Origin of the sequence: Chryseobacterium sp. GVT01B (assembly GCF_019970045.1) — a bacterium.
Classification (GTDB): domain Bacteria; phylum Bacteroidota; class Bacteroidia; order Flavobacteriales; family Weeksellaceae; genus Chryseobacterium.
The window spans coordinates 133573-148211 of the sequence record NZ_JAHXYI010000003.1; the positions used below are offsets into that span (position 1 = coordinate 133573).

The 14639-nt window shown below is 36.7% G+C and carries 11 protein-coding genes; 6 read left to right on the forward strand and 5 right to left on the reverse strand.

Features of this window, described 5'->3' with window-relative positions; genetic code table 11:
- Positions 1-98 precede the first annotated feature (98 nt).
- On the reverse strand, positions 99-1328 hold the full coding sequence (locus tag LC457_RS07360) for an FtsX-like permease family protein (RefSeq protein WP_223599263.1): 1230 nt from the start codon (positions 1326-1328) through the stop codon (positions 99-101).
- 4 nt (positions 1329-1332) lie between these two features.
- Here LC457_RS07360 and LC457_RS07365 point away from each other — a divergent pair, with 4 nt between their 5' ends.
- Positions 1333-2529: an exo-beta-N-acetylmuramidase NamZ domain-containing protein gene (locus LC457_RS07365; RefSeq protein WP_223599264.1), complete on the forward strand. Its 1197-nt coding sequence runs from the start codon at positions 1333-1335 to the stop codon at positions 2527-2529.
- On the opposite strand, the gene LC457_RS07370 is transcribed toward LC457_RS07365, so the two are convergent.
- From LC457_RS07370 to LC457_RS07385, 4 genes are all read right to left on the reverse strand, one after another.
- A complete protein-coding gene (locus tag LC457_RS07370) occupies positions 2530-2736 on the reverse strand; it encodes a hypothetical protein (protein ID WP_047387374.1) in 207 nt (68 codons plus the stop codon). It abuts the gene before it with no gap.
- A gap of 4 nt (positions 2737-2740) precedes the next feature.
- The gene (locus LC457_RS07375; RefSeq protein ID WP_223599265.1) at positions 2741-3373 is read right to left on the reverse strand and encodes a DUF3575 domain-containing protein; all 633 of its coding nucleotides are present in this window, start codon (positions 3371-3373) and stop codon (positions 2741-2743) included.
- A 15-nt stretch (positions 3374-3388) separates the two neighbouring features.
- Complete coding sequence (locus LC457_RS07380; RefSeq protein WP_223599266.1) at positions 3389-4564, reverse strand: thioredoxin fold domain-containing protein; 1176 nt, start codon at positions 4562-4564, stop codon at positions 3389-3391.
- Positions 4565-4746: 182 nt separating this feature from the next.
- Complete coding sequence (locus LC457_RS07385; protein ID WP_223599267.1) at positions 4747-5106, reverse strand: helix-turn-helix domain-containing protein; 360 nt, start codon at positions 5104-5106, stop codon at positions 4747-4749.
- A gap of 143 nt (positions 5107-5249) precedes the next feature.
- Here LC457_RS07385 and LC457_RS07390 point away from each other — a divergent pair, with 143 nt between their 5' ends.
- The 5 genes from LC457_RS07390 to LC457_RS07415 all read left to right on the forward strand — a co-directional run bounded on the left by LC457_RS07390 (position 5250) and on the right by LC457_RS07415 (position 14629).
- Entirely contained in the window at positions 5250-6194 is a 945-nt protein-coding gene (locus LC457_RS07390) for an alpha/beta hydrolase (protein ID WP_223599268.1), read from the forward strand.
- Between the two features lie 22 nt (positions 6195-6216).
- Complete coding sequence (locus LC457_RS07395; RefSeq protein WP_223599269.1) at positions 6217-6783, forward strand: cysteine hydrolase family protein; 567 nt, start codon at positions 6217-6219, stop codon at positions 6781-6783.
- Between the two features lie 219 nt (positions 6784-7002).
- Positions 7003-8586, forward strand: a complete 1584-nt coding sequence (locus LC457_RS23360; RefSeq protein ID WP_262904054.1) for a histidine kinase — start codon at positions 7003-7005, stop codon at positions 8584-8586.
- Between the two features lie 130 nt (positions 8587-8716).
- A complete protein-coding gene (locus LC457_RS07410) occupies positions 8717-11290 on the forward strand; it encodes a zinc-dependent metalloprotease (RefSeq protein ID WP_223599270.1) in 2574 nt (857 codons plus the stop codon).
- 6 nt (positions 11291-11296) lie between these two features.
- Positions 11297-14629: a SusC/RagA family TonB-linked outer membrane protein gene (locus tag LC457_RS07415; RefSeq protein WP_223599271.1), complete on the forward strand. Its 3333-nt coding sequence runs from the start codon at positions 11297-11299 to the stop codon at positions 14627-14629.
- Positions 14630-14639 lie beyond the last annotated feature (10 nt).

A 14639-nucleotide genomic window follows, 5' to 3' on the forward strand; every position in this document is an offset into this window, starting at 1 on the left:
TGGATAAGTTGTGGGTAAAATCAAAAACCCTTGAAAGCCAATGAATAACTTTTAATTATTAATTATTAATTATCAATTATCAATTATCAATTATCAATTTAGTTATACTTAATAACCTTCACAGGAGAAATCTTGCTGATCAGGTAACTAGGAATAATTAAAGCCAATCCTGAAATAAGAAGAATTCCCAACGAGATCGAAATAATTGCGATAGGATTAAGGTCTACCGGAACTGTACTTACATAATAGTTTTCCGGGTTAAGCTTTATGACTCCAAAGAATTTCTGGATCAAAATAAGTCCCAGTCCGATAGCATTTCCATACAAAAGCCCCGGAATCATAATGATCAGGGTATAATTGATGAAGGTAGCTCTTATCTGTGAATTGCTTGCGCCCAATGTTTTAAGAAGACCGATAGAATTTGTTCTTTCAATAATAAGGATCAGAAGAACCATGATGATATTGATAACCACTACAATCAGCATGATGATAATGATCAATGCTATATTAGTATCAAAAATACTGATCCAGTCCGTGATCTGCGGGAATTTTTCAGTAGCTTTTTCAGCGTAGTTTTTATAGCCGATTAATTTTTCAATGTCAGGAAAATCTTTGTCGATATCATTTACATCCTTCAGGAAGATATCTATACCACCGATTTCATCAGGCTTCATATCCTGAATTTTTCTTGCATGATTAATACCGCCAATAACAAATTGTTCGTCAATGAGCTTGATATCAGTTCTGTAAATTCCGATTACTCTGAATTTACGGTAAAGTGGTTTTTGATCAGCTTTTAAAAATACCGTAACAATACTGTCATTTACTTTAAGATGTAGATCATTGGCTACTTTTTGCGAAATAGCAACGTCATTGTTGAAGCCTTTCTCAGTAACTTTCGGCGTAGTACCGGCGATAAGGAATTTTTTAAATCGTAAACTGTCAAAATCTTTACCTATTCCCTTAAATATAATTCCCGCAAAATTGTGTTCATTACGCATAATTCCGGTAACCGTCACATATTTCTGAGTACTTTCCACATCGGGAAGTTCTTTTATTTTTGCAATATTGAGTCCCTGATTATCAAGTACGGAAGTGTTATAAGAGGAATTTGAACGCGTTGATCTTACGGTAATATGGCCGCTGAAATCTGCCAGCCTCTCTTTGATAGCTTTTTTTGAACCAAAACCGGTGGCTACGGTAATTAAAGAAACAATAATCCCCAATGCTACGGAAAGCCTGCCAATGAAGATGATAACCCTTGAAAGGTTATTTTTGTTATCTTTGGAAAATGCTATTTTTCTAGAGAAATATAAAGGAAATTTCAAGCTTATGAATTTAGATTTCAAAATTAAAAATTTACTTCTGATTTGCCTAATTTTTTTAGGAGTATTCAATCAATATTATTCCCAGACTCAAGTTCAATCGGATTTTAAAACCGGGGCAGACCAGCCTGAAATGTATTTACCACTCTTAAAAGATAAAACGATAGGGGTAGTAACCAATCAAACAGGTTTGATGAGTGACAAAACTCACCTGGTAGATTTTCTGGTAAAAAACGGAATAAAGATCAAATCGATTTTTGCTCCTGAACATGGTTTCAGAGGAGATGCTGATGCGGGTGCAAAAGTGAAAAATGGTGTAGACATAAAAACAGGGATCCCGATTGTTTCCCTGTATGGAAATAATAAAAAACCAAAGCCTGAGCAGCTGGCCGGAATTGATATTGTTATTTTTGATATCCAGGATGTTGGAGTAAGATTCTATACCTATATTTCCACTCTGTCTTATCTGATGGAAGCAGGTGCTGAAAATAATGTTGAGATCATGGTATTGGATCGTCCCAATCCGCATGACGGATATACTGACGGACCTGTATTGAGAAAAAAATGGGCAAGTTTTGTAGGAATGCATGAAGTTCCTGTAGTTTACGGGCTTACAATAGGAGAGTATGGAAAAATGGTAAATGGAGAAAAATGGCTGAAAAATGGGGTTCAGGCTAAATATACCCTTATTCAGATGAAGAATTATCATAAAAAGCAACGTTACCCGATGCTTGATAAACCTTCTCCGAATTTACCGAATGATAAAGCAATCAATTTATATCCAAGCCTTTGTTTTTTTGAAGGAACTCAGGTTTCGGTAGGAAGAGGTACGGATCTTCCTTTCCAGATTTATGGTTCTCCATGGACGGAAGATCTTCCTTACCAGTTTACACCAAAGCCAAGCTATGGTGCTAAAGATCCATTCCTGAACGGAAAACTTTGTTATGGCGAAAATCTTTCAGAATATCTGAAGGACTTAAGAGAACTCAATCTTGAATGGGTAATCAAAGCGTATCAGAATTATAAAAATCCTCAGCAGGATTTCTTCCTTAAAAATCTTTGGTTTGATACCCTTTCCGGAACTGATAGTTTCAGAAAACAGATCATTGATGGAAAATCAATTCAGGAAATTAAAAATTCCTGGAAAACAGATCTGGAAAGTTTCGAAAAGATCAGAACCCGGTATGTGGTGTATGAAGATTAATTAATCAAAATTTTGGGGCGGATTTTTATCATTTCTGCCCTTATTCAATATAAAGAGCCCGATCGTTAATCCAACAACTCCCGCAAAAGCAGTCATTAAAGCTCTTTGCAATTTATCAGGAAGATCATTTCCGATATAGTTCATTAAAAAAAGGATCACAAAAGTGATCACTAAAATGATAATATGATTTTTTCCGAATAGCTTCATTGTCTTATCTTAATTTATAAGAAATCATTACCCCTCCTCTGTATGGGATGATTTCACCGCTTTTATTGAATTTCTCAGCAGAATCATAACGTCTTCCTGTGGTACGGTCATATCCCTTGTAAAATCCTTGTGATGTTCCGACTGTTCCGTAAATGTCAAGGTTCCATCGTTCAGATAACTGGAATTGATATCCTGCTGTAACCCCCAGCATAACAGAGAATCCTCTTTGATACAGATTAGAGTTGCGGAGAGTTTCTCCATTCCAGTTTTCAAAAGTATCATCATTCCAGTAATTCCATTTTGAAGCATTGTAGGCCGCAAAACCTATGTTGGCTCCTACATACCAGTGCTTAAATGCTTCATTAAAATAGTATCTTCCTTCTGCAGATACAGAATAAAACTGTAATTCATGTCCTGAGAAAGACTTCCATGGTGAAATGAAAACATCTCCCTGCAGGGTATATTTTGGGCTGATTTGTTTTTCTATTCCAAGATTTAAAATTCCTATCGGAGCAAATAAAGCATTTCCTTTTATGTATAAACTTTTATCCTGTCCTCCTTGTTCCTGTTCCTGAGCACTCAATGTAGTTGCTGACAGGAAAGCTAAAATGCCTGCTGCTAATAATTTATATTTCATCCGGTATGTAATATTTTATTTTATTTGCTTTAATAATTCATCTGCTAATTGAGAATCCTTATTGCCTTGAACTGCTATATTTTTAGACATTTCAGCATAGTTTTTTGCCATCTCTTTATTTCCTGTAAGATTATAAAGTTTGGCAAGAATATAAGTGTTTTCTGAAGTTTCACTTCTCATGACAGATTTTTCTGCCCATTCAGTAGCTTTCTTTAATGAAGATGGGTTCTTCACATGATCTGCAAATATCCAGGCAGCTCTTAAAAGTTCATTAGGATCAAATGAATCAGAATTTTTATAATAGTCTAAAGCCGCTTTTTCATATTCAGGGAAATTACTGTTCTGCTCATAATAGCTCAGTTTGGTCTGATTCAGTTTTTTAAGAGCAGCTTCTTTTCCTACCAATGGTTCAGCCGTCTTTAAAAAATAATCATCATTGATTTTTTTATTTTTATCATCAATAGACTGTTCTACTACTTTTCCTAATTTCAGCTGAGCATCAAATTCATTGTAGGTTTCTTCGGGAAGAAATTTAATGATCTCTGCTTTTCTGGATGCGAAAGTAGTATAGTTGGGATCTTCTGACGACTTTACGAAATAGAGCAGAAAGCCGATTTCATCTTTTGTAAGTTCCTCAGTTTTCTTTTTATTCTGAAAATATCTTTCGGAAGCCTTTTTGGCAAAGTCATAATCTGTGTTGGCGTTCAGTTTCATAATATTGGTCAGGAATTCCGGATCCTTATCACCACTGGCAAAACGATCTTTCAGTGACCCTTTTTTATTTCCTGGTGAATTGATATCCTGAGCCATAGCCACAAACATGCTCTCTTCCATATAACCGGTATTTCTGGAAACAAGTTCTCCTTCGCCGTTCAGGAAAAGATAAGTAGGATAGGAACGTACGCCAAATTTAGAAGCGATGTCTCTGCCTTCTCCTTTTTCCATATCAAATCTTGCATTGATGAAATTGGTATTGTAATAATCACTCACAGATTTCTGGGTGAAAACATTTTTCTCCATCATTTTACATGGACCACACCATGAAGCATATGCATCAATAAAAACCAATTTCTTTTCTTTCTTGGCTTTGGCAATAATATCTTTGAATGGCAGCTCCTGAAACTGAATAGCTTCCTGAGCAGAAATAGCGATGGCACAAAAAATAGATATCCCGGAGATGATCTTCTTCATTTTCAAATAAGATTTGTAGGCGAAGATAATTAATTTTAAAAATATAGCATGCTGAATCTGTGGTCTGAACAACGATATTAACTAACTTTAAGACTTACACCTGCTTTTCTGCATTTCGGTTTGTGTATAAAATAAGAGTTGTTCTTTAGGTTTTTTCTTTAAAAAAGTAGTGAGAATTTAGCTTATTTCTTCTTTACTTTTTTATGCTCGTTACCCCATACTTCCAGATGATCCAAAACCGGAATCAGTTTTTTACCAATTTCTGTAAGCTCATATTCTACTTTTATGGGCACTTCTGCATATACTTTCTTGGTAATGAGCTCTTCCTGCTCCATTTTTTTCAACTGCAGGGTAAGCATTCTTTCAGAAATATTGTGGATTTTATCTTTCAGTTCAAAAAATCTTAGTTTCCCATGTTTAAGGTGGTAACAGATGGAAAGAATCCAGCGGCCGCTGATGAGATTCACAGCATATATTTCAGAACAGCTGTATTCCAGTGTTTTCTTATTTTCATTATTGGTGGATGATTCTTTAATACTCATACTTACATTTTTGTTCGTTCCAGACAATCATTTGTACACTTGGAAAGGGGGATGTTGATAGGTTAAATTTACAAATAAAAACAGGAAATATCCTGTCGGAAAGTGGTTTTATCACTTATGTGGAATAAAATATTTAGGATGATATGAATTTTAATAGAATTAACAGTAATTTAAAAAATAGCATTGAAAATGTTCCTTATTCGTTGGAAATTGATGAAAATTTATTTTTGAGTGCTCCGGAAATTATTCAACAGGAAAGAAACGAATTTACGCAAGCCCATCCTTTCAAAAAACCGGATCATATTGCTGTACGGGATATTTTTATACCAAGTTCAGAAGATGGATACGAGATAAGACTTCATGTTTATCAACCTGAAGGTTTCAACCGGGAAAGGGTTCTCCTTTACTTTCATGGAGGAGGGTATGTTTTCGGATTACCGGAGCAGGTGGATGACCAGATGTTTGAAATTTCAGATAGACTGAAGGCAATCATTATTTCCGTTGATTACAGGCTGGCTCCTCAATATCGGTTTCCTATTCCTGTTTTAGATGGTTTTGATGCTTTACAATGGATTATAAGACACGGTGAGTCAGAGCTGGGGATTAATTCTGATCGTATTACTATTTTCGGGGCAAGTGCAGGTGGGCATCTGGCAGCATCTGTAACCCAAATGGCAGCAGATCATCATATTAAAAATATAGAACATCAGTTCTTACTATATCCTGTGATTCACAACAGGCTGAATACTCCTTCAATGGAAGAGTTTACGGATATTCCATTATGGAATAAAAACTATGCAGAGACAGCGTGGCTGCATTTTCTGGGCGAAGAAAATAAAGATAAAAGCATTCAATATTCGGATCTTACGTGTTTCAATAATTTTTCCGGGTTACCGCAAACTACCATTGTTGCCTGTGAGTTGGATCCTTTAAGAGATGAAGATGTAGAATATGCTCAGCTCTTATATAAAGCAGGAGTGAAAACAGAATTATGGGTAATTCCCGGTGCGCTGCATGTATTCGATCTCTTTGATTCTCCTATGAAAGATGAATATAATGAGTTTCTTATGAACAGACTTTTCAAATAATGAATGTATAAAATAAAAACAGATGAAATTACGAGATAAAAAACCAGCATTGATTCTTATTGATGTTCAAAAAGGATTTCTTGATGAGAGCTATTGGGGAGGAAACAGAAATAATAAAGAAGCAGAAAAATTAAGCGGAGAAATACTGGAAGCATGGAGAAGCTTGAATTTGCCAATATTTCACATCCGACACAGCTCAACAAATCTTCAATCTAAACTGCATGAGTCTGATCCTGGATTTGAATTCAATGACTATGTCTTGCCCCAAAATAATGAATCTATTATTACAAAAAATGTAAACAGTGCTTTTATTGGAACTGATTTGAAAGAAAAATTAGATTTTCAGAAATTAGATACACTGGTGATTCTGGGAATTACGACCAATCATTGTGTTTCCACTACAGCAAGAATGGCGGAAAATTTTGGATTTGAAACCTATGTGATTTCTGATGCTACGGCAGCTTTTGATAGGGTAGGGATACATGGAGAAAAATATGAAGCAGAATTGGTTCATCTCATGGCATTAGCCAATCTGAGTGAAGAATTTGCCACGATCCTGAATACCGAAGAATTATTAAGAAAGTTGTAGAAAAAAAATCAGAATCTGAATATATTGAAACTACCATCTTTTTGGTAGTTTTTTTATGTTTTTGAAATAAATAGCTGAAAATACATGTTTGGGTTCCCAAATAAGCTGGTCCATTACCAGTTTCAAAGATATAAATAATTCACTTTACGGTACTGGAATCTTTGTTATACCTTTGCAAACGAATAATTTATATGTAGGAGAACAACAATTTAGAGAAACTTGACTATTAATTTTAAACACGCATTATCCCAAAAATCCATTTACATCGCTGTTCTGTCTGCCTGCCTGATTGCAGTGGCAGCATTTGCCGTTTTGAGTCTTTTGATCACAGAAGACAGCCGTAAAAATACCGATGATTTTGCAAAGAAAACCTTCTTTCGTAAATATGAATCCATAGAGCATGAATTCAGGAATATTGAGGATTATCAATATCTGCTTCGTGCATTGATTCAGAAAGATGGACTGAAGAATTACAAAGATTATTCTTTGGTTTTAAATGATTTAAACAAAAAAAGAAATCTGCTGCCTTACAGCTGGTATTATTACGAAAATACAGCTTCCGGAAAAACAGAAAGTAATAATCCATTATCCGATATTTTCAAAAAAACAGGTCATCAAGAGAAAACTATTGTTTTAAAAAATAACGGATCCGGGCATTTCAGGGATCTTTTGATCACTAAAAAAGACAGTATGTATTGGGTGAGCTATGATTCTCTGGTACTGCCTGATAAAAACAAGCTCTATTATGGCTCTACCGTAAGCCTTGATGATCTTCATCAATACTTTATCAATGTAGACAAAAGCTCCAATACCTACGCTTATGTTTTTACTAAAGAAGGAATTTGTATTACCCATCCGGAGAAGAAATACATCGGAAAGAATATTTTTGATTTTACAGATATTAAGCCTAAAGATACATTATCTGGTATAACTGAAGCGGGGTATACCAAAGGAACAGCGGTTTCGGAATATCTTGGAGTTGAAGTAACGCGGTTCATAAAACCATTAAAAACAGATAATTTTGATGGATACACAGTGGTGAACCATGTTAATTTCATTATTGATGAAAACATCAGCAAGATAAAAACCTACACGGTCTATATTTTCCTTGCAGCTTTATTCCTTATTGTCACTGTTTTTATTTTATTTCAACGATCTGCAAATCTGGCTTATCAGGAAAAAGAAAAAATACAGTCTGAAAAGAATTTACTGTTAGTAGAAAACGAAAAGATGCACAAAGCAGAAGTGATCAACCAGCTTCAGCAGCTTAAGAATAACATTAATCCACACTTTCTTTTTAATTCTCTGAACTCTCTTTACATGCTGATTGGTATCAATAAAGAGAATGCACAGAAATTTACCATGAATCTGTCTAAGATTTACAGGTATCTTATAGTTCCTCCGAAAGAGAATATAGTTCCGGTTTCGCAGGAAATCAAATTTATACAGCAGTATATGGAACTTCTGAAAAGCAGGTTTGATGAAGAGATGAAGTTTGAACTGATTATTAATGCTCCGGAAAGTCTGGAAAAAAGAATTCCGTATTTATCCCTTCAGATTGTAACGGAAAATGCCACCAAACATAATATTGCAACGATAGATCAGCCTCTGGAAATTATCATTGTTGTGGATGAGGAAGGTATCACTGTAAAGAATACCTGGCAGCCAAAAAGTGAACCGGTGCAGGGAGAGAAATTTGGAATTGATTATTTGAATCAAATTTATGAGTATTTTAAAAATAATCTTCTTCATATTTCTGTAGATGGTGAATATTTCATATGTTTTTTGCCTTTATTGAAGTGAAAATAAAAATCCATTCACTCCCGAAAAATCACCATTCACTCCCTAATATTATATATATGATTCGCGATACCTATAGCTTTGCTTACTGAAACTAAGATATTTACTATTTGGAATGAATCGGACTATTTTAATGAAGAATTACAGACTTGCTCTGTATCTCGGCCTTGCTATGGCTTCACCAATGGCAATAGCACAGAAAAAAGATAAAGATACGGTAAAGGTCAACAAAGAAAAAACGGATAAGACAGAAACTTCTTCCTCCAAGAAAACAAAAAAAATTGAAGATCTGATTAAAAAAGGAACCTATAAAAAAGGACTTTTTAATACGATTCAGGTAAAAACGGATATTTATTTTGAAATTCCTGACAGCTTGATGGGACGTCAGTTTTTGGTGGTGAACAAACTCTCTCAGGTACCCATGCAGGTGAATGAGGCAGGTTTGAACAAAGGAATGAATTATGAAAATAAGGTCATCTCTTTTCATCGTGATCCCGTAGCTAAAAAAGTATGGGTAAAAACGGTGGTTCCTAAAGTATCATCCCCAAAAAATGATGCGATTACAAAATCTGTGAAAGACAACTTTTCAGAATCTGTAATTGAAGTCTTTGATATTGAAGCACAAAACAGTGATTCTACAGCCGTAGCCATTAAAGTCAATAAAGTTTTTGATGGTAATCAAAAGAGCTTCAATGATGTTTTAGCGAATGTAGGATTGGGAGGATCTGTGAAATCAAGTCTTTCTTACATAGAAGGAGTGAAAACTTTCCCTAAGAATCTTGTGGTGAAGTCTCAGTTGTCTACTTCTGTAAATGAAGGCGGGGTAGATCTTCCGGTAACATTAGGAGTTACCACCAATCTGGTTCTGCTTTCTAAAATACCGATGAAACCGAGAGTTGCAGATTCAAGAGTAGGATTTTTCTCCGAAAAGCACTGGTCGTTTAATGACAACCAGCAGAAAATGGATGAAAAGTTTTTCATTACCAAATGGAACCTTGAACCAAAGGACGAGGATAAAGAAAAATATTTAAGAGGTGAGCTGGTAGAACCTAAGAAACCGATCGTTTATTATATCGATCCGGCAACACCAAAACAATGGCGTGAGAAAATCATTGCCGGAGTACATGACTGGCAGGCGGCGTTTGAGCAGGCAGGATTCAAAAATGCAGTGATTGCGAAAATGCCGGATGAAAAAGATGAAGATTTTGATATTGATGATGTAAGATATTCTGTAATTACTTACGCCGCTTCGCCAAAGTCAAATGCAATGGGACCCTCTGTGGTAGATCCAAGAAGTGGAGAAATTATCGAGGCAGATATTATCTGGTGGCACAATGTAATGACTTCTCTTCATGACTGGATGAGAATCCAGACAGGACCTATCGACCCGAAAGCGAGAGGAAATAAATTCAGTGATGAGCACATGGGTGAAGCCATCCGTTTTGTTTCATCTCATGAGGTAGGGCATACTTTCGGATTGAAGCACAATATGGGAGCATCCTTTGCCTTCCCTGTAGAATCGCTTCGTTCAAAAGAATTTACAGACAAAATGGGTGGTACAGCACCTTCCATTATGGATTATGCACGTTACAATTACGTAGCTCAGCCCGAAGATGGGGTTACAGCCATCACTCCGAAAATTGGTCTTTACGACAAATATGCTATAGATTGGGGTTACCGTTGGTATCCTGATGAATTTGTTGAGAAAAAAGCACTGAGAAACTTAATTGAAAAACATGAGGATGATCCGATGTATTTCTATGGTGAGCAGCAGAGCTATCTGGAAACTATCGATCCGCGTTCGCAGTCTGAAGATTTAGGAGATGATGCGATGAAAGCCAGCGAGTATGGGATGAAAAACCTGAAAGTGGTTGTCAACAATCTTTTAAAATGGACGTATGAAGACGGTAAAGAATATACGGATGCCGGGAAACTGTATATGGGAGCTATCGGACAGTGGGATCTGTATACAGGTCATGTGATGGCAAATGTTGGAGGAATTTATCTGAATAATACGGTTTTTGGCAACAAAAAGAAAGCTTACGAAGCCGTTCCTGCTGAAATACAGACAAGAGCTGTTGATTATCTTATTAAAAATGCGATCAACCTTCCGGAATGGTTATTCTTTAATCCGATTACAGAAAAAACGTACCCGGTTAAAGATTCACCAATGGGGCCATTCGAGCAGACACCGTATACCATGGCAAGAGGAATGCAGTATGCGAATATCTATTCCCTGTTTATGGATGACCGATTGTTGAGGTTACTTGAAAATGAGCTGAAACATGAGATGTCTGGTTCAAAAGAAGAAATCTACACCGTTGAGAAATTATTTGATCAGGTAAGAACAGCCATTTTTAGCAAAAAAGGAAGCCTGACGATGCTTGAAAAAATGACTCAGAAAAACTATGTAGATGCCCTGATTGTTTCGGTGAATAAATTATTTGAAAAAACAGCGGTAAAAGGATTGAAAGTCGATGATAATCTGAACATCCCGACCATCTGTAATTTCCATGAAGATGATCATGGTCTTAGGAATATTAATTATTCATCCATGAAAAGAGTATCTGAAGTCACTACTTACAAAAGGGCGGAACTTCAGAAGGTTCTGGACTTACTGAACAGAACAAGATACAGAGGTGATGATGCTTCCAGAGCGCATTACACAGATTTAATCATTCGTATAGAAGAGGCTTTAAACAAATAAACGGCAATGAAAAAAACTCTAATACTTTTACCTCTTTTGGCTGCTAATATAGCAATGGCCCAGCAAAAGAAAACCATCACCGGGAAAATAGAAGACGGAAATACTTCTCAGGTTATTACTGGTGCATCAATAAAAATTGAGACGCAGTCTGTCTCTACAAAAACAGAATTAGAAGGAATTATTGAAAGTGTATCAGTAGGTACAGTGACCGATAAGGACGGAAAATTTATATTGGAAATTCCTGCTGATACCAAATCTGTATCAGTAAGCTACCCGGGGTACGAATCCCGAGTAATTCAGTTGAATGAAGGGCAGACTAGCTATACAATAAGGCTGACTTCTGAAGTTACAGACAAAAATAAAATCCAGGAAGTAATCATCACCGGTTACCAGAAAATTGAAAAACGTAAGCAGACCTCAGCGGTTTCTACAGTGAAAATGGATAACATCACTCAGGCTGGTGTTGCCAGTGTAGACCAGATGCTGGCAGGGCAGATTGCAGGTGTGGCAGTAACTCCTGAAACCGGAGCTCCGGGGAGTCCTGCAAAGATTAGAATCAGAGGTACAGCTTCTCTTTCCGGTCCTCAGGATCCGCTATGGGTAATTGACGGCCTTCCATTAGAAGGAAATGATGTCCCGAACTTTACCGATAAAGACAATATTGACCAGCTTCAGAACTTCTCTATCGCAGGTTTGAACCCTAACGATATTGAAGATATTACGATCCTTAAAGATGCAGCAGCAACTGCAATTTACGGGGCAAGAGCGGCAAATGGAGTAATTTCCATTACTACGAAAAAAGGTAAGAAAGGAAGTTTAAAACTGAACTTCTCAGCAGATACTTTCGTTACTTCACGTCCTGATTTTGGGAAACTAAATCTTTTAAATGCTTCCGAAAAAGTAGATCTGGAATTGATGCTTGCCAAGCGTGCGGATCTTACTTACCGTGCAGATAAAGGGGAAGTGATGAGAATTCTGACTCAGAATAGCCAGCTTGATGCTTTCAGAAACGGTGGTTTTGATGCGCTGAATTCATTCACACGCCAACAAATAAATAGTTTAAGAAACAACAATACAGATTGGGGTAAACTGTTATACAGAAATGCCATCAACAAACAATACGGATTAAGTGTTTCCGGAGGAAGTGACCGTGCAGATTACTATTTCTCCCTGGGATATTATGATGAAGAAGGAACAACTATCGGTACGGGTTTTAAGCGTTATAACCTTACTTTAAAAAACAATTACAAATTAAGCGATAAGTTAAATGCAGGAATCTCTATTTTCGGAACACAGAGTGAGCGTGAATCTTTTGTAACGGATGCTGATGCTTCCATCAACCCTGTTAATTATTCCAGAAACGCTAATCCTTACATGAAGCCTTTCAATGCAGATGGAAGCTATAATTATGATAAAGATATAGACGGTTTCGAGGATCGTTATATTCCTTTCAATTTCCTTGAAGAAAGAGAAAATACAAACTATTCTTTGAAAAATAACTCTTTGAAAGCGATTTTAGATTTAGAATATAAAGCTTCAAAAAGTTTAAGATTTACCTCTCAGTTAGGTCTTCAGTATGATACCAATAAAACAGAGAAATTTGCTGCGGAGAATACATACTTCACCAGAAAAATGAAAGAAAATACCCGTTATTATAAAGATGGTAAATACAATTACTTTCTACCGGCGGGTGCTGTAAAACAAAACTGGGATAACGATTTCTTTCAGTACAACTGGAAATTACAGGCTGCATATAGCACGAAAATCAATTCCAAGCACGAGATTGATTTGATGGCAGGAACGGAAATCCGTAAAACAGAAGATAATACTACTATTACCAGAGCTTTCGGATACGATCCAAAAACAAGAAGAGCCACGGCAATCGTTTTCCCGAATTCAGGTTTTGCAGCAGATAAAAGATATGAAACCTACCGTGAGGCAGCTCCTATAGAGAATGCTTATGCTTCTATGTTTGCTACAGCATCTTATACCTACGATCAGAAATATACATTCTTCGGAAGTGTGAGATATGACGGTACCAACCTTTTCGGGGTGAATAAAAAATATAAATACCTTCCAATTTGGGCGGTTTCAGGATCATGGCTGGTGACGAAGGAAGACTTCATGAAAAATATTGCTGCGGTGTCTAACCTTAGACTAAGAGCATCTTATGGTCTTCAGGGAAATATCGACAGAAACACATCGCCATTCTTTATTGGTGAATACAATGATGCAACGATTCTTCCAGGTGTAAAAGAAGGAGTTATCAATGTTATCAGCCCTCCGAACGATAAATTGAGATGGGAAAAAACAACCAACAGCAACGTTGGTCTTGATTTAGGATTGTTCAATAACCGTGTAAGCCTTACCGCTGATGTTTACAGCAGAAAAGGAACGGATATGATCAGTATGAAAGAAACTCCTCTTGAAACAGGATTCGAATATACAATGATGAACTGGGGAAGTTTGACCAATAAAGGTTTTGAACTGGCGTTGTCTACCAGAAACATTAATCATGATAATTTCAAGTGGACAACTACCATCAACTTTGCTCACAACAAGAGTAGAGTACTGAGTGAGCAGCCTCGTGACAATGCTTTCCTTCCTTCAAGAGAAGGTCTGCCTGTAAATGCTGTTTTTGCATTAAAAACCGCAGGAATGGACGAGCATGGAAACCCATTGTTCTGGAAAGGAGACCAAAAGATTTCAGCAGTAGAATTCTTTAAATTATATGATGTGTATGCAGATTTCCTTCCGGGGCAGCTTGTAGATACTAAACTTTCAAACGCTGAGCTTAGAAGCCTGTTTACCTATGTAGGAGACAGAGACCCGAAGTTTACCGGAGGGATTATCAATACATTTAAAGTAAGTAATTTTGACCTTACCATCTCTGCAACATTCAACCTGAAGCAGACGGTGATGAGAACGCCTTCTTACCGGGGGATGGATCTGGATAGAGGAAGAAATTATACAAGAGACATCTATGAAGCTGGAGGTTCGCTTCCGGGAATTACAAGTCCTGATATGGATGCTAATCCGGACGGATGGATGGCGAACAAGTGGTTTGCCGGAAACCGTTCAAGTGCATACAATTTACTTGATATATGGGCGAAAGAGATCAGCTACATAAGAATAAGCAGTATTCGTTTAGGGTATACACTGCCTAAAGAATTTACCAATCCTATGGGGATTTCCAGTCTGAGACTAAGCGTTGAAGGGCGTAACCTGTTTGTATTCAGCAACGGATATAACGGATATTTTGATCCGGAAACGTATGGTAATATTTATGCACAGCCTATCACCAAGTCGGTGACCGTAGGATTTAATGTTTCTTTTTAAAACTTGAGAA